General features: G+C 61.3%; 19 protein-coding genes and 1 tRNA gene. 14 read left to right on the forward strand and 6 right to left on the reverse strand.

From position 1 onward, the window contains the following. The first annotated feature begins 4 nt into the window (after positions 1 to 4). The 10 genes from lon (at position 5) to dnaE (ending at position 13,188) form a co-directional block, all read left to right on the forward strand. Complete coding sequence (lon, locus tag WFJ47_RS11060) at positions 5 to 2,464, forward strand: endopeptidase La (protein WP_336763000.1); 2,460 nt, start codon at positions 5 to 7, stop codon at positions 2,462 to 2,464. A gap of 254 nt (positions 2,465 to 2,718) precedes the next feature. Further along, positions 2,719 to 3,003, forward strand: coding sequence for an HU family DNA-binding protein (locus tag WFJ47_RS11065; protein WP_127102578.1), 285 nt, complete (start codon positions 2,719 to 2,721; stop codon positions 3,001 to 3,003). 49 nt (positions 3,004 to 3,052) lie between these two features. Further along, positions 3,053 to 3,127: transfer RNA gene (locus tag WFJ47_RS11070), tRNA-Val, on the forward strand. Positions 3,128 to 3,149: 22 nt separating this feature from the next. Continuing rightward, the gene (locus WFJ47_RS11075) at positions 3,150 to 3,890 is read left to right on the forward strand and encodes a biotin--[acetyl-CoA-carboxylase] ligase (protein WP_336763002.1); all 741 of its coding nucleotides are present in this window, start codon (positions 3,150 to 3,152) and stop codon (positions 3,888 to 3,890) included. 10 nt (positions 3,891 to 3,900) lie between these two features. Beyond that, complete coding sequence (locus WFJ47_RS11080) at positions 3,901 to 4,692, forward strand: type III pantothenate kinase (RefSeq protein WP_127102576.1); 792 nt, start codon at positions 3,901 to 3,903, stop codon at positions 4,690 to 4,692. Positions 4,693 to 4,725: 33 nt separating this feature from the next. Then, complete coding sequence (locus WFJ47_RS11085; protein WP_336763004.1) at positions 4,726 to 6,372, forward strand: ribonuclease J; 1,647 nt, start codon at positions 4,726 to 4,728, stop codon at positions 6,370 to 6,372. A 70-nt stretch (positions 6,373 to 6,442) separates the two neighbouring features. Next, positions 6,443 to 7,783, forward strand: coding sequence for a proline--tRNA ligase (gene proS / locus WFJ47_RS11090; RefSeq protein ID WP_336763006.1), 1,341 nt, complete (start codon positions 6,443 to 6,445; stop codon positions 7,781 to 7,783). Between the two features lie 2 nt (positions 7,784 to 7,785). Further along, the gene (locus WFJ47_RS11095) at positions 7,786 to 9,033 is read left to right on the forward strand and encodes a lipoprotein-releasing ABC transporter permease subunit (protein ID WP_264815008.1); all 1,248 of its coding nucleotides are present in this window, start codon (positions 7,786 to 7,788) and stop codon (positions 9,031 to 9,033) included. Further along, positions 9,026 to 9,724, forward strand: a complete 699-nt coding sequence (locus WFJ47_RS11100; RefSeq protein WP_336763009.1) for an ABC transporter ATP-binding protein — start codon at positions 9,026 to 9,028, stop codon at positions 9,722 to 9,724. The genes WFJ47_RS11095 and WFJ47_RS11100 overlap by 8 nt, the downstream gene beginning before the upstream one ends. Before the next feature lie 44 nt (positions 9,725 to 9,768). Further along, positions 9,769 to 13,188: a DNA polymerase III subunit alpha gene (gene dnaE, locus WFJ47_RS11105; RefSeq protein WP_336763011.1), complete on the forward strand. Its 3,420-nt coding sequence runs from the start codon at positions 9,769 to 9,771 to the stop codon at positions 13,186 to 13,188. 72 nt (positions 13,189 to 13,260) lie between these two features. Here the strand turns inward: dnaE and WFJ47_RS11110 are convergent, their stop codons facing one another. The 3 genes from WFJ47_RS11110 to WFJ47_RS11120 form a co-directional block, all read right to left on the reverse strand. Next, entirely contained in the window at positions 13,261 to 13,665 is a 405-nt protein-coding gene (locus WFJ47_RS11110) for a hypothetical protein (RefSeq protein WP_336763013.1), read from the reverse strand. 464 nt (positions 13,666 to 14,129) lie between these two features. Then, positions 14,130 to 15,503 (reverse strand): HAMP domain-containing sensor histidine kinase, encoded by a 1,374-nt coding sequence (locus tag WFJ47_RS11115; RefSeq protein ID WP_336763015.1) that lies wholly within the window; start codon positions 15,501 to 15,503, stop codon positions 14,130 to 14,132. Beyond that, on the reverse strand, positions 15,504 to 16,175 hold the full coding sequence (locus tag WFJ47_RS11120; RefSeq protein WP_127102568.1) for a response regulator transcription factor: 672 nt from the start codon (positions 16,173 to 16,175) through the stop codon (positions 15,504 to 15,506). A gap of 519 nt (positions 16,176 to 16,694) precedes the next feature. Here WFJ47_RS11120 and rpsB point away from each other — a divergent pair. The 3 genes from rpsB (at position 16,695) to recO (ending at position 19,435) form a co-directional block, all read left to right on the forward strand. Beyond that, positions 16,695 to 17,477 carry a 30S ribosomal protein S2 gene (rpsB, locus tag WFJ47_RS11125; RefSeq protein WP_127102567.1) on the forward strand — a complete coding sequence of 261 codons (783 nt, stop codon included), beginning with the start codon at positions 16,695 to 16,697 and terminating at the stop codon, positions 17,475 to 17,477. Between the two features lie 209 nt (positions 17,478 to 17,686). Continuing rightward, positions 17,687 to 18,592: a translation elongation factor Ts gene (tsf, locus tag WFJ47_RS11130; protein ID WP_127102566.1), complete on the forward strand. Its 906-nt coding sequence runs from the start codon at positions 17,687 to 17,689 to the stop codon at positions 18,590 to 18,592. 33 nt (positions 18,593 to 18,625) lie between these two features. Continuing rightward, positions 18,626 to 19,435: a DNA repair protein RecO gene (recO, locus tag WFJ47_RS11135; RefSeq protein WP_336763017.1), complete on the forward strand. Its 810-nt coding sequence runs from the start codon at positions 18,626 to 18,628 to the stop codon at positions 19,433 to 19,435. A 78-nt stretch (positions 19,436 to 19,513) separates the two neighbouring features. Here the strand turns inward: recO and WFJ47_RS11140 are convergent, their stop codons facing one another. After that, positions 19,514 to 20,407, reverse strand: coding sequence for a Brp/Blh family beta-carotene 15,15'-dioxygenase (locus tag WFJ47_RS11140; RefSeq protein WP_336763018.1), 894 nt, complete (start codon positions 20,405 to 20,407; stop codon positions 19,514 to 19,516). A 16-nt stretch (positions 20,408 to 20,423) separates the two neighbouring features. Beyond that, a complete protein-coding gene (locus WFJ47_RS11145; protein ID WP_336763020.1) occupies positions 20,424 to 21,134 on the reverse strand; it encodes a bacteriorhodopsin in 711 nt (236 codons plus the stop codon). Positions 21,135 to 21,377: 243 nt separating this feature from the next. Here WFJ47_RS11145 and parC point away from each other — a divergent pair, with 243 nt between their 5' ends. Then, positions 21,378 to 23,600: a DNA topoisomerase IV subunit A gene (gene parC / locus WFJ47_RS11150; protein ID WP_336763022.1), complete on the forward strand. Its 2,223-nt coding sequence runs from the start codon at positions 21,378 to 21,380 to the stop codon at positions 23,598 to 23,600. Here the strand turns inward: parC and WFJ47_RS11155 are convergent, their stop codons facing one another. Further along, a complete protein-coding gene (locus WFJ47_RS11155) occupies positions 23,601 to 24,458 on the reverse strand; it encodes an arginyltransferase (RefSeq protein ID WP_336763024.1) in 858 nt (285 codons plus the stop codon). Positions 24,459 to 24,641: the final 183 nt, after the last annotated feature.

Genomic DNA, 24,641 nt, shown 5'->3' on the forward strand with positions numbered 1-24,641 from the left:
TTCCATGACTGAGAAAAAGAGGAAGACTGCGGTGGCCAAGCTGAACACCGCATCCCGTGCGGAAGAGGCCAAGGCCAAGACTGTCGAGACGATTGCTGTCCTGCCCCTGCGCGATATTGTCGTCTTCCCGCACATGATTGTTCCGCTCTTTGTCGGGCGTGAGAAATCGGTCCGCGCCCTGGAGGCGGTGACCCGTGACAACAAGCAGATCCTTCTGGTTGCGCAGAAGAACGCTGCGCAGGATGATCCGCCGGCCGAGGACATCTATCGCTTCGGTACGGTTTCGACGATCCTGCAGCTGTTGAAATTGCCTGATGGAACGGTGAAGGTACTGGTCGAGGGAATTCGACGCGCCCGGATCAAGGAATTCCACGATGTTGACGGCCATTTCGAGGCCGAGATCGAGGAAGTCGAAGATACCCACGAAGCCGGCAGTGAGGCCGAGGCTCTTGGCCGCACGGCGATCTCCCAGTTTGAGCAGTATATCAAGCTCAACAAGAAGATCGCACCGGAAGTCATGGTCTCGCTGAACCAGATCGAGGACCTCTCGAAGCTGGCCGATACGATTGCGAGCCATCTGAATCTCAAGATCGCCGAAAAACAGGAGATCCTGGAAGGCGGTTCAGTCAGTCAGCGTCTGGAGCAGGTTTTCGCTCATATGGAGCAGGAAATCGGCGTCTTGCAGGTCGAGAAGAAGATTCGCAACCGCGTCAAGCGCCAGATGGAAAAGACGCAGCGCGAATACTATCTGAACGAGCAGCTCAAGGCGATCCAGAAGGAACTGGGTGAGGGCGAGGACGGTCGTGACGAGACGGCTGAGATCGAGGAACGTATCGCCAAGACGAAGCTCAGCAAGGAAGCACGCGAAAAGGCGCTGGGTGAGTTGCGCAAGCTGCGTGGCATGAGCCCGATGTCCGCTGAGTCCACCGTTGTGCGCAATTACCTGGACTGGATTTTGTCCATCCCCTGGAAAAAGCGCTCCAAGGTGTCTCGCGATTTCGCCGCAGCGGAAGAAGTGCTCGAATCGGAGCACTATGGGCTGGAGAAGGTCAAGGAACGCATTCTCGAGTATCTGGCGGTGCAGACGCGTTCGCAGAAGCTCAAAGGGCCGATCCTTTGCCTCGTCGGGCCTCCGGGCGTCGGCAAGACCTCTCTCGCGCGTTCTATCGCCAAGGCGACAGGCCGTCAGTATGTGCGCATGTCGTTGGGTGGCGTGCATGACGAGTCCGAAATTCGCGGTCACCGTCGTACCTATATCGGGTCGATGCCGGGCAAGATCGTGCAGGGCATGAAAAAGGCGAAGACGTCGAACCCGCTCTTCCTGCTCGATGAAATCGACAAGATGGGGTCGGACTGGCGTGGCGATCCGTCCTCGGCGCTGCTCGAGGTGCTGGACCCTGAGCAGAACAGCACGTTCAACGATCATTATCTCGAGGTGGATTACGATCTGTCGGATGTGATGTTCGTGACGACGGCGAACAGCCTCAATATGCCCCAGCCTTTGCTGGATCGCATGGAGGTCATCCGCCTGTCGGGTTATACCGAGGATGAGAAGGTCGAGATCGCCCGACGTCATCTGGTGGGCAAGCAGGCCGAGGCGCATAACCTCAAGCCGCATGAATGGTCGATCAGCGACGCCGCGCTGCGCAGCCTGATCCAGCATTACACCCGCGAGGCAGGCGTCCGTAACCTCGAGCGCGAGATTGCCAAGATCGCGCGCCGCGTGGTCAAGCGTCTGGTCACGTCTTCGGTCGAGACGATTGCCGTCACCCCGGAGAATCTGGGCGAGTTCTCAGGTATTCGTCGCTTCAAGCATGGTGAGACTGAGTCGGAAGATCTGGTCGGCATGGTGTCAGGTCTGGCCTGGACCGAGGTCGGCGGTGAAATCCTGACCATTGAGAGTGTGATGCTGCCGGGTAAGGGCCATGTGAAGGCCACGGGCAAGCTGGGCGAGGTGATGCAGGAGAGTGTGTCCGCAGCTGTCTCTTACGTGCGCTCGCGGGCCCAGACCTTCGGCATCAAGCCTTCGCTGTTCGAGAAGCGCGATATTCATGTGCATGTCCCCGAAGGGGCAACCCCGAAGGATGGTCCGTCCGCTGGCGTGGCCATGGCGACCTCCATCGTCAGCGTTATGACCGGGATTGCCATCAAGCGCGACGTCGCGATGACGGGTGAGATCACTCTGCGCGGGCGGGTGCTCGAAATCGGCGGGTTGAAGGAGAAGCTGCTGGCGGCAACGCGTGCCGGAATTGCGACCGTTTTCATCCCGAAGGATAACGAAAAGGATCTGGCCGAAATTCCGGCTAACGTGAAAGATGCTTTGACGATCATCCCCGTTTCCCACGTCGATCAGGTTCTGGCCGCGGCACTCGTGCGGCCGCCGGAGGCAATCGAGTGGGACGAGGAGGAAGACGTCCCCGCGGCACGGGCGGCAGAGAGCCTCTCCAGCCAGTTGCCACATTGAAGGGCATCTCGTCTCCAACATCAAACAAAGGCCGCCCCTTCTGGGCGGCCTTTGTCGTTTGAGGCGGTGGATCCTCTCCTGATCGGCCCGAGGGCGGTGCAGGAAAGACGCATCAGGGGTCAAAGCGTTAATTGGCCCGCCCGGGGCGTTATCTGCGCTGTTGACGTTAGGGAAAACGCCTTCATAGTGCGGTGCATGAAGCGCCGAGGGATCGGCATCGCAACGGATCATGACGAATTCTAAAAGGGAATGAGATGGACAAGCCGCTGAACAAACAGGAGCTCATTGCGGCCGTCGCGGAGAAGACCGATCTTCCCAAGGCGAAGGCGGGCGACGTGGTCGAAGCCCTGTTCTCGAGCATTGAAGAGGCACTGGCCCGCAAGCAGGAAGTCCGCCTTGTCGGATTTGGCTCCTTCGTGACCGCCACGCGCAAGGCGGCCAAGGGGCGTAATCCACGCACGGGTGAGGAAATTGATATCCCCGCTTCGGTTTCTGTCCGTTTCCGCCCCGGCAAGGGCTTGAAGGATGCCGTCAGTTAACGTATCCCCTGTTTCACAACAGGCGGCGATTCGTTTTCGCCTGTTCTGAGGGCGATTAGCTCAGCGGTAGAGCGTCTCGTTTACACCGAGAGGGTCGGCGGTTCAATCCCGTCATCGCCCACCATTCCTCAGACTACGGAAGCGCGATGAGCCTGACACCAGGCTTTCCCTGGACCTTGACCTGTCACGAGACACTGGGGTCCACCTCCGATACCTGCAAGTTCGACGCAGAAAATGGCGCGCCGAATGGTAGTGCCGTCCTGGCTTTTCGCCAGAGCGCGGGGCGTGGCACACGAGGGCGCGTCTGGAGTGCCCCCGAGGGCAATCTCTCCTTTTCGTTCATCTGCCGTCATCCGCGTATCGAGGCGCTCGTTCAGGCCATGCCATTTCTCGTGGCGGTCGCCCTGCATGATGCGCTCTCTTCCCATTTGCCCGGCGTTTCTTTGCGGCTCAAATGGCCCAATGACGTGCAGTGCGACGGGGCCAAACTCAGTGGGGTTCTGATCGAGCGGGGCGGCCAGGGCACGGAAGCCTGGATCGTGACCGGTATCGGCGCCAATCTGAAATCCGCCCCTCAGATCGAAGGGCGTCAAACGGTCTCGATAGCCGCTCTCGGCGGGTCGGTGGAGCCGGAGCGACTTGCGCGGGATATCCTGACCCAATTCGGGGTATGGCTTGCCCGGTGGGAGCGCGATGGTTTTGCACCTGTGCGCGCCGCCTGGCTGGACCGTGCGCATGAGCCGGGTTCGCGGCTTGCGGTCCAGAGGGGGGGGAACTATATTGAGGGTTTCTTCGCGGGTCTCGATGAGTGCGGTCGGCTTCTCCTTCAGACCGACCGGGACGAGGTTCAGACGGTCGCGGCGGGGGATATTCTGTTGCTTGGGTGAAGGATGGTCTGTGCTCCTCGTTGTCGATGCCGGTAATACGAACATTGTCTTTGCCGTCCATGACGGGAAGGATTGGCGTGGCACATGGCGTATCTCGACGAATGACCAGCGGACCTCTGACGAATACGCTGTCTGGCTTCTGGGACTGATCGAACTCTCCAATCTCAACCATCGCGCCATCTCCCGTGCCATCATCGGGACCGTGGTTCCCGCCGCGCTGTATCACCTGCGGCGTCTCTGTCGCGAATGGCTCGATATAGAGCCGCTTATTGCCAATAACGCGCTGGACTGGGGTTGCCCGGTCAAGGTCGACACACCGGCCGAAGTCGGCGTGGATCGGCGCCTCAACGGCCTCGCGGCCCAGCATTTTTTCGGTGGCCCTCTTGTGGTGGTCGATTTCGGGACCGCGACGACTTTCGACGTAGTCGATGAGGAGGGCGCATTTTGCGGTGGGGCGATTGCACCGGGAGTCAATCTGTCGCTCGAGGCGCTCCATCAGGCTGCCGCGCGACTGCCGCGCATCAGCGTCGGGCGTCCGTCCTCGGCGATCGGACGCAGCACCACTGTTGCCATGCGATCAGGGCTTTTCTGGGGTTATGTTGGTCTGGTGGAAGGAATTGTCTCGCGCATTGCGCTTGAGATGGCCACACCGATCAAGGTGATCGCCACAGGCGGCCTTGCCCCGCTTTTTTCTGAGGGAACAGATCTGTTCCAGCATGTTGCCCCAACACTCACGCTCGACGGGCTGCGCCTTCTGGCTGCGCGCAATGCCACGGGCGAATTTATTCCGGCACCAGGATGAAGGTGCGTTTTCTGACTCTTTTAGGACTATTCAATGAGCATTACTGAAAAAGGTCTGGCCTTCCTGCCGCTCGGCGGGACAGGTGAGATCGGCATGAATTTCAACCTGTACTGTCTCGATGGCAAATGGCTTGCCATTGATTGCGGTATCGGGTTTTCGGGCAATGATACGCCTGAAGCCGAAATCCTCATGCCTGACCCACTTTTCATCACCGAGCGACACAAGAGCCTGTGCGGTCTCGTGATCACCCATGCGCATGAAGACCATCTCGGCGCCGTCGCGCATCTCTGGCCGCAGTTGCGCTGCCCGATCTACGCCACACCTTTTGCAAGCGCCGTCTTGCGCCGCAAGCTGGGAGAAGCGCATCTGCTGTCGCAGGTGACGATTCATACGATCCCGATGGGCGGGCATTTTGCGGTCGGGCCGTTTGACCTGCAATTCATCAATGTCACCCATTCTGTGCCCGAGGCCCAGTCGCTGGTGTTGCGCACCCCCTATGGCACGATCGTGCACACAGGCGACCTGAAGCTGGATCGCGAGCCTGTAGTGGGCCCCCTGACCGATCTCGATGCTTTCAAGGCTGTGGGCGATGAGGGCGTTCTGGCCATGGTATGCGACAGCACCAATGTCTTCCGCGACGGGATTTCCGGTACGGAAGGCCAGGTGCGGGACTCCATGGCCGATTTGATCAAGACGCTGCATGGCCGCGTCGCCATCACCTGCTTTGCCAGTAACGTCGCACGTGTCGAGAGCATCGCGCGCGCTGCCAAGGCGGCCGGACGTCAGGTGATGGTTGTCGGGCGCTCTTTGCGTAATCTCGAGGTTGCCGCGCGCGAATGCGGCTATCTCCGGGATATCCCGCCTTTCCTCGATGAGCGTGAGGCGAATTCGGTGCCCGATAACCGGCTGCTGATGATCATCACGGGAAGCCAGGGTGAGCCTCGCTCGGCCCTGTCGCGTATCGCTTCGGACGTCCATCCCAATATCTCGCTGGGTGAGGGTGATACGGTCATCTACTCATCGCGCATGATTCCCGGCAATGAGCAGGCGGTCATGGCGGTGCAGGATAATCTCACCCGTCGCGGCGCCACAGTGCTGACCGACAAGGACCATCTGGTCCATGTGTCGGGCCATGCCACGGCGGATGATCTGCGTCATCTCTACAGCCTTGTGCGCCCCAAGCTGAGCGTTCCGACCCATGGTGAATGGCGCCACCTGACGGCTCACGCGGCCCTCGCCCGTGAAACCGGGGCCGAGGCGATCCTGCTCGAAGACGGGGATCTGCTGCGACTGGGCCCGGACCATGCAGAGGTGGTGGATACGGCCCCGACGGGTCGTCTGGCGCTCGATGGCGGGCGTCTGCTGCCCATGACCGGCGGCGTTCTGGCGGCGCGTCGCAAGATGCTGTTCAACGGCATGGTCATCGCGAGCTTCGCGGTTGACGATGAGGGATATGTGATTGGCATGCCCAAGATCAGCGCCCCCGGCCTTCTCGAGTCAGAGGACCCTGAAAGCACGCGCATCTCGGAGGAGTTCGCAGATGCCATTGACGAGATCCCTGATGATCTGCGGCAGGACGACGATGCCTTCCGTGACGCGGCCAAGACGGCTCTGCGCCGCGCATTGGGGCGCAAGCTCCAGAAGCGCCCTCTGGTCGATGTCCATCTGCTGCGGGTCTGATTCCGCAGCCTCAGCTACCACCGCGCCCTGACGGGCGCGCCATTTTTCTTTTCCAGAACGGTCATTCACGATGCGCCTGTCCCGCAGCTTCCTGCCCACCCTCAAAGAAGTGCCCGCCGAGGCCCAGATCGCCTCGCATCGACTGATGCTGCGCGCCGGTCTCGTGCGTCAGACGTCGGCGGGCATCTACGCCTGGCTTCCGGCAGGTCTGCGCGTGCTGCGCAATATAGAGCAGATCGTACGGGAAGAGCAGAACGCCATCGGCGCGCAGGAAGTGCTGATGCCGACCGTCCAGTCTTCCGAATTGTGGAAGCGCTCTGGCCGTTATGACGCCTATGGCCCGGAAATGCTGCGTATCCGCGACCGGCAGGACCGCGAGCTGCTTTATGGACCGACCAATGAGGAAATGATCACCGATCTGTTCGGTCAGGCGGTCAAATCCTATCGTGAGCTGCCTCAGGCGCTCTATCACGTACAGTGGAAGTTCCGCGATGAGCTCCGCCCCCGTTTTGGCGTGATGCGTGGCCGTGAATTCTTCATGAAGGATGCCTATTCCTTCGATGCGTCCTATGAGGACGCCGTTGCGGCCTATCGCCGCATGATGCTGGCTTATCTGCGCACCTTCCAGCGTTTGGGCGTGCGCGCCGTCCCGATGAAGGCCGATACCGGGCCGATCGGTGGCGATCTGAGCCATGAATTCCTGGTGCTGGCCCCCACAGGTGAGAGCGGCGTCTTCTTCGACGCAGCCCTAGAGGAGCAGGACTGGCTGCATGAAGCGGTCGATATCGCCGACCATGCGAGCCTTGACGCCTTCTTCAGCGGCGTCACGAAATTCTATGCCGCGACTGACGAGATGCATGACGAGAAGGCGTGGGAAGACGTGCCCGCCGAGCGTCGTCGTGAAGGGCGCGGTATCGAGGTCGGGCATATCTTCTATTTCGGTACCAAATACACCGAGTCCATGGGGATCTCGGTCAGCGGTGCCGATGGCAACCAGTTCTTCCCGGAGATGGGGTCGTACGGCATTGGCGTGTCGCGCCTCGTCGGAGCCATTATCGAAGCCAGCCATGACGAGGCCGGCATCATCTGGCCGGACTCGGTTGCGCCCTATCGCGCCGCCATTCTGAGCCTCAAGCCTGGCGATGAGGCGGTGGATGCGCTGTGCGAGCAGCTCTATGCCGCGGCCCCGGATGCGTTTCTGTATGATGATCGCGGTGAGCGCGCCGGCGTGAAGTTCAACGATGCCGATCTGATGGGCCATCCCTGGCAGATGATCGTCGGGCCGCGTGGTGCAAAGGAAGGCAAGGTCGAACTCAAGCGCCGCGCGACAGGTGAACGCTTCGAGCTGACTGTGGAAGACGCGCTTGCGAAAGTGCTTGGTACCGACGCAGCAGGCAAGGACGCCGCCTGATCATGTTCAACCGCTTCGAGCGCGTGGTGGCGGGGCGCTATCTGCGCGCCCGTCGCGGAGAACGCTTCGTTTCCATCATCGCGATTTTCTCGCTCATCGGTATTGCGCTGGGTGTCGCCACACTCATCATCGTCATGGCGGTGATGAACGGGTTTCGCGCTGATCTGATGGGCCGCGTGCTCGGGCTGAATGGCGATCTGAACATCTTCAGCGCGGGGCACAGCATCACCAATTACCAGGATGATGTCGTCGCCATACGTGAAGTGAAGAATGTCACCCGTGTCACGCCCATGACCGAGGGGACCGTGCTCATCGATGCCGGGAATTATTCGACGGGCGGCGTAGTGCGCGGGATTTTGCCTTCCGACCTTCGAGACCTGCATGCCCTGAGCGACAACATCACCGACGGCAAGCTGGATGATTTCAAGGGTGACGATGCCATTGCGATCGGCACGACTCTGGCCGCACGTGCCGGGTTGAGTGTGGGCAGCAAGCTGACGGTTGTTTCGTTGAATGGCCGTGCGACACCGTTCGGGAACATGCCGCGCGTCAAGGCCTATCATGTCGTCATGATTTTCGATGCGGGCGTCAACGACTACGATACCAGCGTTGTCCTCATGCCAATGGAAGCCTCACAGCGCTATCTGATGATGCCCGGCGCGGTATCGCTCATTCAGGTGGCGACCCGCGACCCGCTCGAGGTTACGCCTGTCACACGCGCCATTGCCCAGCGACTGGATGATCCCAGGCTGCGCGTGATGGACTGGACCCAGAGTAATAACGCGTTTCTGGGCGCTCTGACCGTGCAGCAGAACGTGATGTTCCTCATTCTCACGCTGATCATTCTGGTGGCCGCATTCAACGTCATTTCCTCCATGATCATGATGGTCAAGGACAAGACGCGCGATATCGCGGTGCTGCGTACGTTGGGCGCCAGCCGCGGTGCCGTCATGCGCATCTTCCTAATGTGCGGCGCCTCGGTGGGCGTGTCCGGCACGCTGATCGGTTTCGGGATCGGGGTCGTGTTCTGCCTTAATATCGAGCGTATCCAGCATGGTGTGGAGCATCTGACCCATACCAGCCTGTTCAACCCGGAATTCTATTATCTCGAACATCTGCCAGCCAAGCTGATCTGGTCGCAGGTCATCGAAGTCATGGTCATGGCCCTTGCCTTATCTTTCGTCGCAACGCTTTACCCGTCCTGGCGCGCCGCCAAGACCGATCCGATCGAGGCGCTGCGCCATGAGTGAAACAAGCCCTGCGACCGTCCCGGTGCTTTCCCTGAATGACGTTACGCGCCGTTTTCGCTCGGGCGAAGAGACGCTTGAAATCCTGAAGGGTGCGTCGTTCGATCTGTTCCCCGGTGAGATCGTGGCTCTGGTCGCGCCCAGCGGTACGGGCAAATCGACGCTTCTTCATATTGCTGGCCTGCTGGAAGCCCCGCAGAAAGGCAGGGTGCGCATTGCCGGGCGTGACACGGCGGCTCTCTCTGATACGGCACGGACCCAGATACGACGTGATGAGGTAGGCTTCGTCTATCAATTCCATCATCTCCTGGCCGAGTTCACGGCGCTGGAAAATGTGGTGCTCCCCCAGCATATTGCCGGCGTTTCCCCCCGAGATGCGCGCGCGCGCGCGACTGATCTTCTGACGCGCTTTGGTCTGGCGCACCGCCTGCATAATCTGCCGGGCAAGCTTTCGGGTGGAGAGAAGCAGCGCGTGGCCATTGCTCGCGCATTGGCCAATCGACCGAAGCTTCTTTTGGCCGACGAACCGACCGGCAATCTGGACGTGCACACCTCTGACGCCGTGTTTGACGAGTTGCTGCATGCGGTTCGAAGCGAGAATGTGGGGGCGTTGATCGCAACGCACAACGAGGAGCTTGCGTCGCGCATGGATCGCGTCGTGACCCTGCGCGACGGTCAGATCGTCGCAAAATAAAGAAAGGGATGAAGGGGGCGTTAGGGTCTGATAGAGCATGACCCATGTCCCATGCCCCCTTCGTTCATCTTCGTAATCACTCTGCCTATTCGCTGAGCCAGGGGGCGATACGCATACCCGATCTGGTGGCTCTGGCTGCCGATGCTGCCATGCCCGCCGTTGCTCTGACGGACACCGGTAATCTCTTCGGGGCGCTGGAATTCTCCCAGTATTGCTCGGGCAAGGGCGTGCAGCCCATCATCGGCTGTCAGCTCGCGCTGCCATCACGCAGCGACAAGCCCGGTGCCCCGTCGGAGCCCATGGTGGCGCTGGCCCGCAATGAGGCGGGGCTCGCCAATCTGCAGTTCCTCTCTTCCGAGGGATTTCTCAAGGGCGATCCCTCCGACCCGGCCATTCTGCTTGAGACTCTCTGTGCCCATGCGGACGGTCTCTTTCTGCTGACGGGCGGAACGCGCGGGCCATTGTTTCGTCTGCTGGCCGAGGGGCAGGAAGATCAGGCCATGGCGCTGCTGCGCCGGTTGCAGGAGAGCTTTGGCGCCCATATGGCCGTCGAACTGAATCGCCATGGCCTTCCTAAGGAGAAGGCTGTCGAGCCCGGCATGATCGCCGCCGCAGATCGTCTCGGCCTGCCGCTCGTGGCGACCAATGAGTGCTTCTTCTCCAAACCGGCCATGCATGAAGCCCACGACGCCCTGCTTTGCATCGCGCAGGGACGTACGATGGCGGAGCAGGAGCGCTGGCGCGTCACGCCCGAGCACTGGTTCAAATCTCCCGACGCCATGCGTGCCCTCTTTGCCGATCTGCCGGAGGCTTGCGACAACACGCTCATGATCGCGCAGCGCTGCGCGGTGAAGGTTTCGACCCGCCCGCCGCTCCTGCCGGTCTGTCCCAAGGTCAATGAGGGAGCGACCGAGGAAGAGACATTGCGGGCCATGTCGGAAGAGGGGCTGCGCCAGCGCCTGTCGCGCATGGAGGCTGATGACGACACACGCAGACGCTATGAAGAGCGTCTCGAGATGGAGCTCGGGATTATCGGGCGCATGGGCTTCCCCGGATATTTCCTGATCGTTGCAGATTTCATCCAGTGGGCCAAGGAGCATGATATTCCGGTAGGGCCGGGGCGTGGATCGGGCGCTGGCTCGCTTGTCGCCTGGGCGCTGACCATCACCGATATCGATCCGCTGCCGTTCAACCTGCTGTTCGAGCGCTTCCTGAATCCCGAACGCGTTTCGATGCCTGACTTCGATATCGATTTTTGTCAGGACCGGCGCGATGAGGTGATCCGCTACGTGCGCACCGAATATGGTGGCGAGCGCGTGGCGCAGATCATCACCTTCGGTAAGCTCCAGGCGCGCGCTGCGGTGCGCGATGTCGGGCGCGTGCTCGGCTTGCCTTTCGGCATGGTCAACCGCGTGGCCGAGCTGATTCCGAACAACCCGGCCAAGCCCGTCACGCTCAAGCAGGCGATCGATGGCGAGCCGCGTCTGCAGGAAATGCGCGAGAGCGACGAGGCGCTGCGCCGCCTGATGGAAATCGCGTTGCAGCTCGAGGGGCTCTATCGTCATGCCTCGACCCATGCCGCGGGCGTGGTGATCGGGGATCGTGAACTGGTCGAGCTCGTGCCGCTCTATCGCGATCCCAAGAGCGATATGCTGGTCACGCAGTACAATATGAAATTCGTCGAGCAGGCGGGGCTAGTGAAGTTCGACTTCCTCGGCCTGACTACGCTCACCATTCTCAAGCGTGGGATCAATTTCATCGCACAGCAGGGCATCGAGGTCGATCTGGCCACCCTGCCTCTCGATGACGCGCCGACCTATGACATGCTGGCCCGTGGCGATGCGGGCGGCGTCTTCCAGTTCGAAGGCGCGGGCATGCGCGACGTTCTCAAGCAGATGCGCCCGACGCGGCTTGAGGATCTGATCGCAGCGGTGGCGCTCTATCGTCCGGGGCCCATGGCGAATATCCCCGATTACTGCGCGCGCAAACATGGTGCTTCCTGGGAGCCGCCCCATGAGGAAATTCGCGATATCCTGTCTGAGACCTATGGCATCATGGTCTATCAGGAACAGGTCATGCAGATCGCGCAGAAAATGGCCGGGTACAGCCTGGGCGGCGCTGATCTGCTGCGTCGCGCCATGGGCAAGAAGATCCGCGCCGAGATGGACACGCAGCGCGAGATCTTCGTCAAGGGTGCGACCGGACGCGGGATCACCCCTGAGAAGGCTGCCGAGGTGTTCGACCTCATGGCGCGCTTCGCGGATTACGGGTTCAACAAATCACACGCCGCAGCCTATGCGCTCGTCTCGTATCAGACGGCCTGGATGAAAGCGAACCATCCGGTGGCTTTCCTCGCCGGATGCATGTCGCTCGCCCGTGAAAAGACGGACAAGCTGGCCTCGCTCTGTCAGGAGGCGCGTCGGATGAAAATCAAGGTGCTGCCCGTCGACATCAATCGCTCGAAAGCTGATTTCTCGCTCGAAAAGCAGGAGGACGGAAGCTGGGCCATCCGCTACGCATTGGCTGCGGTCAAGCGTGTGGGGTTCACAGCCATGCAGGCCATTGTGGATGCGCGCGGCGACAAGCCCTTCGCCAGTCTCGCCGATCTGGCGTCGCGCTGCGATGCGAAACAGCTCAACAAGATCCAGATCGAAAACCTGGCCAAGGCGGGGGCGTTCGATTCCCTCGACAAGCCGCGTCATATCGTCTTTGCCAGCTCGGAAATCATCATGCGCCGCGCGCAGTCTGACGCGCAGGAGGCGGCATCCGGCCAGATCGGCCTGTTCGGTGCCTCGGCCGAGCCCGAGGAGCTGCGTTTGGCCGAGGCCCCGTACTGGCCCGAATTCGAACGTCTGGCCGCCGAGGCCGAGGCGATCGGTTTCCACATGTCGGCCCATCCGCTGGATGCCTATCGCTCGGTCCTCAAGCGGGCCAATGTGCTGACATCCCAGAATCTCATGACCGCAGCCGAAAACGGGTCTTATCGCGTGCGTATCGCGGGCTGCGTGGTCGACAAGAAGGAGCGCCCCACCAAGAGCGGGAGCAAGATGGCGTGGGTGCGTCTGTCCGATGCGACGGGTGGTTGCGAAGTGACCCTGTTCTCGGAAGTGTTGTCGCGCTGCCGCGATCTGCTTGTGGCTGGTCAGGCCGTGATGGTGACGGCCGATCTCAAGCTTGAGGGCGACGCGCTCCGCATCACGGCCAATGACGTGACCGATCTGGAGAAGGCCGCCGCTCAGGAAAGCTCGGAGATGCGCGTGTGGATCAGCGAGGCTGCAGCGGTGACGAAGGTGCGCGACTTGCTAAGCAGCCAGGGCAGGGGACGCGGCAAGATCGTGCTGGTGCCCGCTGTGGACGAGACCAAGGCCGTGGAAGTGACGCTGACCGGGCATTATCCGGTCACGCCACGCTTGGGCGAGCAAATGCGCACGATCCAGGGGGTATCACGAATCGATCATCTGTGATTTCGTCGCACCCCCTCCCTGGACCGGCGTTTCGGACCAACACGCCGGGCTCTGCGCACTCCGGCAATGTCCTCATCCCCCGCGTTTCACCGCGAGGCCCCGTTTACGCGCGAGTTCCAGAAGACGGATCTGGAGCCCGAGTATCAGCGCCGCCGAGAGGGGACGTAACGGTGCCGCCTCTGTGATCATCACCGGGGCGAGCTTGAGTATCTGCACGGCGCGCCCCGTGACGCGTCTCGATAACGGCGTATGCCAGAAGGCGCGCTTCGGGGCGTCGGGCCATGTCTCGGCCAGACCGTCTTGTCGTGCATCGTGGGAGAGGACCGGGTTGCCGAGACCATCGCGTGCAGAGGGCCGGCTCTCGCGCATCTCCACCCGGAATTCCGGGTAGAGCGGTTTGACGTCAAGCCACCGTGTTATGGGTTGCCGGGAGCGAGGCGATGACGGGAAGTTCGGACGTGATCGTGTCGGTATCATGCGAAGTGGAGTCCCTTGGGTGAGCAGCAGATCTGCTCAGTTTTCTCGAACATTGCGCAGGAGGGCGACGGCCCTGAGCACAGCGCGTCCGAATGTCTCGTTTGCCGTGGCGCACCATGCGGCCATCAGCCCGTACTCGGCTCCAGACGTTGCCATGGTGGCGTTTGGAGAGGCCGAGAGGAGGGGTATCCGTTTTCGCTCATGGGACATGGCTTTAGAGGGCAAGGGAACGGAGATTGCCAGACGCCGCTGGGAGGAGAGGTGGCAAGTGCCCGTCGTTTTCAGAACCATGCGGTGCGGCGGAATCATGCTTACTTGCATCATCGCAGTCTTGCCTCGTGGCCGGGGCTGACGACAATTGCGTCGTCAGGATGACCGGCTTTGAGGAGTCTAGTTCCTGGACATTGCAGGAGCCTGACGGCGAGACCTCATGGAAGGTATTTTCTTCTTCCAATGCGGTATCATCATTTGGAGGAAATGGACGGGTCTAGGGGAAGGACCACTCTGAAGCTTGCGCCGCCCCCCGGTGTCTGGTCGATCTGTATGCTACCGCCATGGAGCGTCACGATGTCCCTCGCAGCAGCGAGGCCCAGACCAGTCCCTGGCTCGTGATGGTCTTTGCGCCAGAACGGCTCGAACACATGCTGACGATCTTCCTCGGCAATCCCCGCCCCATGATCGGAAACCGTGATGGTAATATGCGTAGGTTCGGCGTCCAGCTTTACAAAGATTGTCCCTCCCTCGGGTTCGGCCTTCGTCGCATTGTCGATCAGATTCGTCAGAAGGCTGCCAAGCGCCTGACGATCACCAGTGAATTCGCATTTCGGAACGCTGCATTGCAGATCGATCGATCGGCGGCTGCGCAGGACATAAGGCGCGCAATCCGCCACCACGCCCTGTAAGAGGTCCACGATGTCGAGGGGCGTGAAAGAGGTCGTCTGTTGCCGGTCCAGACGGGCGATGATCAGGAGCTGGTCGACCAGGCGGCGCAGCCGATGCACATCGCGCCCGAGACTCGTCCGGCTTTCGCTATCGAGCCTGATCTGGTCGATGCGTGCCTGGAGTATGGCAACGGGGGTACGCAGTTCATGAGCGGCATTGGCCATGAAGAAATGCTGCTGCTGCCAGCCAACAGCAATACGCGCCAGAGCAGCATTGATTGCCTCGACGGCGGGACGAAGCTCATTGGGCAATCCGTCTGTCGGAAGCGGATGATCGATATTATGAAGATCGATCGAGGCCGCAGCGCGTTTGACAAGGCTGAGCGGGCGCAGAGCCCAGATGATCAGAAGGGGGAGGGAGATGAAGACCCCGATCATCAGCGGGCTGTAAACAAGAACGAGGGGCTTGAACAACTCGAAAAAGCTCGGGATGTCCGCGATCCCGAATGACTCTCCTGTCACTGCAATACAGAGCTTGCCGAAACGGGTATCGAGCGTGTCGAAATAGATCGGTCCCTTGCCGGGCCGCCTCGTATCGAAGCCTTCGGAGTCTTCCAGTCGCACGGGGGCAATCTGCTTTAGCAGGTCGCTGAGATATTTGTTCGAGCCACGGGCGATCTGCCCGTCAGCGCCTGCAATTGCGTAGATCAGGTCAGGCCGGGTGGCGGCATAACGGCGCAGGGCCGGTGTGGGGGCGATGACCAGCGCACCAGAGGCGTCAGTGGTGAGCGAGTCCTCGATAAGGTCCTGGGTCGTGATATCCGCGATGTCGGTATAGCTCGTATCCGGTATCAGAAACGGGTGCAGAAAGACCACGAAGAGCACACAGACGAGCTGAACGCCGAGCAGCAGGGCCGTTATGCGTATCCGCAGAGAGGTGAAACGGGGAATCCACATTCAGCACTGGTCCAGAAGATAGCCGACCCCGCGGATCGGATGAATCACGATACCCGCCTTGAAGGCGGTAAGCCGGACGCGCAGACGTGAGATATGCGCATCTAGCGTGTTGGACTGGATCTCATCGTCGAAGCCATAGACTTCCTCGATCAGGGTCTCGCGCCTGACGACCCTGCCGGCGCGCCGTATCAGTGTCTCGAGGACAGCAAGCTCGCGCCGTTTGAACAGCACCGGGGTTCCATCGATCGTGACCTCTCGCGTTGAGGGATGAAAACCAAGACGGCCGCAGATCATGGGCGGCGTGTCTTCAGCGCCGGGGCGACGCAGCGCGGCCCTTGCCCGCGCAAGAAGCTCCGCCATGTCAAAGGGTTTGGCGAGATAGTCATCCGCTCCCTCATCCAGCCCCTGGACCCTGTCCGGCACGGCGTCCAGTGCGGAGAGGACGATGATGGGCGCACCGGGCTGCGCAGTGCGTAAACTCCGGATAAGGCTGAGGCCGTCCCCATCGGGGAGACGGCGGTCAAGGATGATGAGCGCATAGGAGGCGAGGGCCGCCATTTCCCGTGCATCGGCGAGCGTGCGCGCGGAATCGATCGCGAACCCTGCATCCTGAACGCTTCTGGTAATCAGCGCCGCCATATCCAGCTCGTCTTCAATCAACAGGATCCGCATTGACGTAATTCCGAAAATGGGTGTGCCGCCGGGGCCACCCAGGTCAAAAGGTATGGCGCGGGTGTGAGGGACCCTGTGCGCGGCGGAGCGCTTAGCAGGGCAACATTGCGTGAACATGACACGCCCGGTGTGCACGCACAGGATTCTTCTTTCGAAATCGCATCGAATCAGCGGCTCCGGTTCGCTTTTGTAAAAGCCTGTGGCCTGATGCGCGCGCTTGGGGCTCACGGGCCAGGCAAGGGCCGCCGCCGCTCAAAGCATCCGGCGACGCGCTGCGGGGCGGAAAGAGCGTCGTTCTCCCCACATCGTTCCAGGGCGGGATGCGTGTTTCCTCTGCGATGAGGCGCTTCGTCCTTGCCTTTTGGGACAAAAAAGGCGATACCGCGCCCGTCTGGCTTCTCTGGCGGCTCTGCTGTCGGGGAGAAGGGCAATTCGCACGTATGACGTCAGACTCTCTGGTGCCCGTGAAAACGCGCAATGTCATACGGAGGCACAACCAGAAGAACAGGAATTTGCATCATGGCGATGCCTGAATTCACCATGCGTCAGCTGCTCGAAGCCGGCGTTCACTTTGGTCACCACACACGTCGCTGGAACCCGGCGATGGCACCGTATCTGTTCGGTGTCCGCAACCAGGTTCACATCATCGACCTGCAGCAGACCGTTCCGATGCTCGATCGCGCCCTGCAGGCCGTTCGCAACACGGTGGCCGGTGGCGGTCGCGTGCTGTTCGTCGGCACCAAGCGCGCTGCGGCCGAGCATGTGGCTGAGGCAGCAACCCGCTGCGGTCAGTACTACGTCAACCATCGCTGGCTCGGCGGCATGCTGACCAACTGGAAGACCATCACGGGTTCGATCAAGCGTCTGCGCCAGATCGACGAGATGCTTTCCGGCGACACGCACGGCCTGACGAAGAAGGAAATCCTCGACATCACCCGTGACCGCGAGAAGCTTGAGCGTTCGCTCGGCGGTATCAAGGAAATGGGCGGCCTGCCGGACATCCTGTTCGTGATCGACACGAACAAGGAGAAGCTGGCGGTTGAGGAAGCCAACAAGCTTGGCATTCCGGTTGTTGCGGTCCTCGACAGCAACTCCAACCCGGCTGGCGTGACCTACCCGATCCCGGGAAATGACGACGCCATCCGCGCCATCACGACCTATTGCGACCTCGTGTCGCAGGCCGTGCTCGACGGTATCTCCGCCGAGATGGCTGCTTCGGGTGCCGATTTCGGTGCGTCTGAAGAGCTGCCGGTCGAGACCGTTGTGGAAGAGACCCCGGCTGAAGCTCCGGCTGAAGCCTGAGATGCGTGCGGGAGATCATAAGATCTCCCCCTGCATTCGAAATTTCTGGCGTGCCCGGCTGAAAAGCTGCGGCGCGCCGTTTCGTTCCTAGAGCCTGCCCCGCGCTTTCGGGGTGCGGGGAAGGGCTCAGGTTCTTTTATTGTGGCGAGCATTGTCGTCCGATCAGTCGATCGGGTCTGACGGGACAATGCTCAAGAGGAGTTTGGAACATGGCGGAAATCACTGCTGCCCTCGTTCGTGACCTGCGCGAGAAGACTGGCGCCGGCATGATGGACTGCAAAAAGGCTCTCACGGAAGCTGCTGGCGACATGGATGCCGCCATCGACTGGCTGCGTGCCAAGGGTCTGTCGCAGGCTGCCAAGAAGTCGGGCCGCACCACGGCTGAAGGCCTCGTGGCTGTTGCTTCGGGCAAGAACAAGGCCGCCATGGTCGAAGTCAATGCCGAGACCGATTTCGTGGGTCGTAACGAAGCCTTCCAGGCATTCGTCGAGTCCGTGGCCCACGCGGCGCTCGAGGCCGGTGACGACCTCGACACCCTGTCGCAGGCCAAGCTGCCCACGGGCCGTACGGTTGCTGAAGAGCTGACACACCTGATCGCCACGATCGGTGAGAACATGTCGCTGCGTCGCGCCAAGGTTCTGACCGTTCCTTCGGGCATCGTTGCTTCCTACGTGCACGGCGCGCTGCGTCCGGGCGTTGGCAAGATCGGTGTTCTGGCTGCTGTTGAAGCTCCTTCGGAATCCGAAGCCCTGCTGACGCTGGGGCGCCAGATCGGCATGCATGTTGCCGCAACGCGTCCGGCCGCTCTTGAAGTTGCCAGCGTCGATCCGGAAGCTCTGGAGCGTGAGCGCCAGGTTCTGATCGAGCAGGCCCGCGAGTCCGGCAAGCCGGAAGCCATCATCGAGAAGATGATCGAAGGCCGTATCCGCAAGTTCTATGAAGAAGTCGTTCTTCTTGAGCAGGTCTGGGTGCATGACGGCGAGACCCGCGTGGCCAAGGTTGTCGAGAAGGCCGGCGCCAAGCTGATCGCTTTCGAGCGCTTCCAGCTCGGCGAGGGCATCGAGAAGGAGACCAGCGATTTCGCTGCCGAAGTGGCTGCTGCTGCTGGCGCCTGATCGTCTGATCAGGCTTCGAAACGGGCGCGGAGCATGAATTTCGAGTGCGCCGCGATCGTCCTCTCCGCCCGCCGCTACGGCGAGGGCGGGGCGGTCGTCCATCTCTTCACTGAAGAGCATGGACGCATTGCCGGTCTGGTGCGTGGCGGCTCGTCACGACGTCAGGCCGCGCTCTGGCAACCGGGCAATCTGATACTTGCTCGCTATTCCTCCCGCCTGTCCGACCAACTCGGGCATCTGAGCGGTGAGATGGTGCAGGAAACAGCCGTCAGGCTTCTTGACCGCCCTTTACAACTCGCTCTGGTTCAGTCTGCGGCAGAACTTGCCGACGCTGCCCTCCCGGATCGAGAGCCTCATCCCGATTTTTTCCTGCAAACCGTGCGCGATCTGGCGGCATTCTGCGTGTTGGCCGATCCTGCGCCTGTCGTCGATTATGTACGCTGGGAAACGGCCCTTCTGGCGACGCTAGGCTATGGGCTGACGCTCGATAGCTGTGCCATTTCCGGGGATACGAGCGATCTCGCCTTCGTTTCTCCCCGGACGGGACGTGCCGTGAGCCGATCGGCTGCGGGCGTCTGGGTCGATCGTCTCCTGCCTCTGCCCCGCTATCTGACATTGCAGGGCGCTGAAAATGAGGGAGATGACCCCCCTGCCTGGGCCGAGGGCCTCGCACTGACAGGGCATTTCCTCTCCCGACACTTGTTCGGAGCGCGCCACAAGCCCGTGCCCGGCGCCCGTGAACGGCTGGAGCAGCGTGTACGGGCGCTGGTCGACGCGCAAATAGCCGCAGAACAAAGCGACGATGCGGTTATATCGTCCCAGCGGGACGATTCCTCCTTCTGATACAGACCTGCCTGAGGGTCTCCTGATAGAAGGTACCCAGACATAGGGCATTCGGGCAGCACATTCAGACGGGAATGCTCATCCGGAGAGGGCGGCTCTCTCGCGTTCCAGCACGAGGGCAAACAGCATATGGGGCAGAGTGAGCGCAGCCAGGAGCTGGAAGGTAAGCGCCAGCAGGCGCTCGGGGATTGTCCCTGTATAGAGCGGATAAAGCGCTGCCCCGATGGCGAGCGTTGCGATCGTCAAAGGCAGGGCATAGCGCATGGCTGATGCCTGCGAGACGAGCCTTGGCCAGGTCGGGTCCCTGATCAGCGATGCAACATGGGCCGGAGCGTGCTGGAAGACGAAATAGATCATGAAAGCCTGAAGCGGCGGAAGTGCAGCAAACAGGGCAAGCAATCCAATCAGCGCGAAGACCTTCCGGAACCGCTCTTGAGCAGGAGATGCCCCCAGCCAGGCGCATGCGACGAGACTCCAGACCGGAAACAGCCAGACAAGCCATGCCGGTGGCATGTCCAGCCGTGACGGGGGGGCCATGGCGCTCAATAACAGAGCGGTAGCGTCTGGGTGGAAAACGCTGGGCAGGATCAGGGGGGCGCCGCCGAGCACGAGAAGAGCGGGCAGAGCGTTGCTGCCTTCTCGCGTCTCCGTGCCGAAATGCCATAGCGAGAGCGCAAGAAAGACGTTGAGCGTGACGACTGGAAAGAGCCGCCATGAGAGCAATACGAGCAGCACCAGCAGCAGATAGGGCAGGGCAAAGACGGGAAACCAGAGCGGCCCGAAGGACGGACGCAGTTTCTGCCGTGCCATTTCGCCGTCAAGCGCCCCATGTGGCAGACCAAAGAGGATGATCACGGCCAACGCCATGATCGTGTTGCCCAACCAGAGTGCGGTACCGCAGGAAAGCGCGGCGATGCTCCAGTAAAGCAGATTGAACCTGTTGCGCGGCCCGATAGTGGTCAACTGTGCCATACCGGGCCTTGCGCCTTCAGATCGTGGTCAGCTTGCGATCATCGCTGAGACTCAGGAAGCCAAACCCCACCTTGGCGAGGACATCGGTGATAGCGATGATCAGCACGCTGGCAGAATCCGGCACGATGCCGAGCCCGTCCGGAGAGAGGGCGAGAATGATCGGGTAGACCATCCAGAGCACCGACAAGATGGCGGCGCTGCGCAGATAAGCGCTCTGCACTTCCGGGCGTTCGAGCCGATTGGCCTGCAGTTGCGACACCCAGATGACGTAATAGACGCCCAGAAAGGCGACGCAGGACAGGACAAACCAGATCCAGCGATCGATCACGTTTTCAGACCCGCTGAAGGCGAAGGCCGTGATGATCATGATCACATCCGCCGCAACAGCGCCCAGCAGAAGGTCGGCACGCTTGCGCCCGCGAAACATGCCGAGGAAACCGAGACCGACGAGCAGAAGCGGCGTCGTGAACACCCAGTCGATATAGCGGCCAAACCAGAAGATCCGGGTCGTGCTGGCGGCGCCAGCGAGAGTGGCATCGGTGGGTAGGAGAACAGCACCCTGACCGGTTGCCATGGCCACGTAGAGGCATCCCGCAATGATGGGCACGATGCCATGGGCGAGGCTCATCACCCCTTCGGTTTCCGTGCGCCTTCTGCCCAGGAGCAGCAGGGCCGTGCCACCGGCAAACATGATCAGGGCCGTCAGCCAGAGAACCGTCAGGGTCATATTCGCTGTCTTTCACGAGAAGAGGAGAGCGATGAACGGCGGTTGACACATAAAGTTGTAAATCGATTATATTGACATCATCCATCCCCGGCTGCGCCCCGCGACAAGTCCATGACGCCCTCCCATAGTGGGGGCGTGCATCGTGCCGGTGGGGCAGAGCGCAAACGGGAACAAAAACGGGGTATTTGCACTGGACAGGGCGCGCTCCCCCGCCTTATCTGCCCTGAAACGAAAGGGCGTCGCATGAGTCAGGATCTGGCAGGTCATATCGAGGATACCAAGCTCGCCGACGCGCTGAGCGAGCGCTATATCGCCTATGCCATGTCGACCATCATGGCGCGTTCACTGCCCGATGTGCGTGATGGAATGAAGCCGGTTCACCGGCGCATTCTCTACGCGATGCAGCAACTCAAGCTGGACCCGACTGCCGGTTTCAAGAAATGCGCCCGTGTGGTCGGTGACGTGATCGGTAAGTTCCATCCCCATGGTGACGCCGCCGTCTATGAGGCACTGGTCCGTCTCGCGCAGGACTTCGCCGTGCGGTATCCGCTGGTCGAGGGGCAGGGCAATTTCGGCTCGATCGACGGCGATAACGCAGCAGCCATGCGTTATACGGAGTCCCGACTGACGGCTGTGGCGAAGGCCCTTCTAGAGGGGATCGAGGATGACGCGGTCGATTTCCGACCCACCTACGACAACGAGGACGCCGAGCCCGTTGTTCTGCCGGGCGCGTTTCCAAACCTGATGGCCAATGGCGCGGCTGGCATCGCAGTCGGCATGGCCACCAGTATTCCGCCGCATAATGCCGCTGAGATCTGTCGCGCCGCGCGCCATCTGATCGATAACCCGCAGGCGCCCGTCGAAGCCTTGATGCAGTTTATGCCGGGCCCGGATTTTCCCACCGGTGGCGTGCTGATCGAAGACCCCGCGAGTATGGTCACAGCCTATGAGACGGGGCGCGGCAGCTTTCGGACCCGCGCACGCTGGGAAGTGGAACAGGGGCGTTTTGGCACCTGGACCGTGATCGTGACCGAGATCCCCTATCAGGTGCAGAAATCACGCCTGATCGAGCAGATCGCGGAGCTCATGGAGCAGAAGAAACTGCCGCTCCTGGCCGATATACGTGATGAGAGCACGACAGATATCCGTCTGGTTCTGGAGCCCAAGACCAAGGGGATCGAGCCGGAAGTGTTGATGGAGACGCTTTTCCGGGTAACGCCGCTCGAGAGCCGCTTCAGCCTGAACATGAACGTTCTGGATGCCAATCGTGTGCCCCGCGTCATGGGGCTGCGCGAGGTTATCCAGTCCTGGCTCGACCATCGAGAGATCGTCCTCGTGCGTCGGTCTCAACATCGTCTGAAAGCGGTCGAAAGGCGTCTGGAAATCCTCGAGGGCTTTCTGGCCGTCTATCTCAATCTCGACGAGGTCATCCGCATCATCCGTGAAAGCGACGAGCCCAAGCCCGAATTGATGCGTGTGTTCAGCCTGACCGATCTGCAGGCCGAATATGTGCTCAACATGCGCCTACGCTCGCTGCGCCGTCTCGAGGAAATCGAGATACGCAAGGAGCGCGATGCCCTGCTGAAGGAGAAATCGGGGCTTGAGGGCCTGCTGGGCAGCGAGCGCAAGCGGTGGACGCGCATTGGCAAGGAACTCGATGCGACGGCGGCCAGCTTCGGCGAGGGCGCGCTCGGGACGAGGCGTACGCAGATTGCCGCGCCCCCCGAACCGATCGATCTGAGCGCCGCCATACAGGTCGATCGCGAACCCCTGACCGTGCTGCTGTCACGAGAGGGCTGGGTGCGCGCCATCAAGGGGCATGGGATCGATCCCGAGAGCCACAAGTTCAAGGAGGGAGATGCGTTCGGCCTGTCTCTCGAATGTCAGAGTACCGAGCGTCTGTGCCTGCTCGTGAGCGGTGGGCGCGCCTTCACGCTCAAGGCGGCCGACCTGCCGCGCGGCCGTGGCTTTGGCCAGCCTATACGCGTTCTGGCCGATTTGCCTCAGGATGAGGAGATCATCGCCTTCTTCACCCTCGACGAGAGCGGGCGTCACGTTCTGGCCAGTGAGTCCGGACGTGGCATGATCGTGAGGGACGCGGATATGGCGGCCGAAAAGCGTACAGGCAAGCAGGTGTTGACCCTGCGTGACGGTGATCGGGCGGCCTTCTGCGTGGCGGTGACCGGTGATCAGATCGTCACCATGGGGAGCAACCGCAAGGCACTGAGTTTTGCGGTGGAAGCCCTGCCCGAATTGACCAAGGGTATGGGCGTGACCATCCAGAAGCTCCCCGCAGGTGTCAGACTTGTCGAACTGCGTCTGTTCAGCCGGGAGCCGGGGCTCGTCTGGCATGAGGGACAAAAACCGCGCAGCGAAGCAGATCTGGCGGTTATCGCAGGCAAGCGCGCCGATCAGGGCAAGGCAGCTCCTCAGTGGATGACCCGCAAGGCTCCGGCACGAAGCTGATCAGATCGGCTCGCTCGCAGCGTTGTCCGGCAGGGCAGCGCCATCGGGCGATTGGTCGGGCGCTGGCTGCATGGCTGTAAGAGGATCGAATTTCGGCGCTCCGGGTGCTGTCGAACCGGGCAGGGGAGAGGCCTTTGCTCCCAGTTGATCGGCCAGACGGTGCCATTGTCCGGCTCTCAGGATCTCGGCGGGCTGGAAGCGCGATTTGTATCCCATCTTGGCGCTGCCAGGCACCCAGTAGCCAAGATAGAGATAGGGCTTGCCGCGGCTTGCAGCCTCGGCAATGAGCCACAGGATCGAGGCGGTCCCAAAGGACCGGTGCGGGTCGTCCAGGCAGTAGAATGTATAAACCGCGGACAGCCCGTCAGAGAGCATATCGACGAGGGACACACAAACCAGTCTGCCCTCGCGGGTCCGGAACTCGAACACGCTCGTCTCAACCGGGCTCGTTTCGATCATCGACTGATAATCATCCAGTCCCATCAGCGCCATGTCACCATCGCCATGGCGATGCTCCTGATAGGCGCGAAACAGCTCATATTGCTCTTCAGTGGCGATGATCGGCCGCTCGGTAACCACGAGATCCGCGTGGTCGCGTCGCACACGTCGCATGGTGCGATCGGGTCTGAAGGCGAAAACCGGCAGGCGTATGGGAATACAGGACTGGCAATTGCTGCAGACGGGCGCGTAGACGATGCCGTGACTGCGGCGGAAGCCCGCGCGCGAAAGCCGGTCATGCAACTGATCGGCATCCACCCCCGAGAGTTCGGTCATGACCTTGCGTTCGGTGCGACCAGGCAGATAGGGGCAGGGTGAGGGCTCGGTCGTGTAGAAGAGCTGGGGTCGATGCGCGGACATAACCACCCTTTCTCTCCTTCACTTAAAGGGCGTACCGAGCGGCGGCGGCCCATTATTCACCTCAGAGGCCCGTTTTTCGGGGGCCGATCTCGACGCAAGCACTCAAGCCCCGCAAGGCCGCCGATCCGGTCCTGACTGACCGGGCCGTATGAGAGGACGGCGCTGCGAGATTGGCCAGCCGTT

Origin of the sequence: Asaia sp. VD9 (assembly GCF_037150015.1) — a bacterium.
In the GTDB taxonomy this organism is placed as follows: Bacteria; Pseudomonadota; Alphaproteobacteria; order Acetobacterales; family Acetobacteraceae; genus Asaia.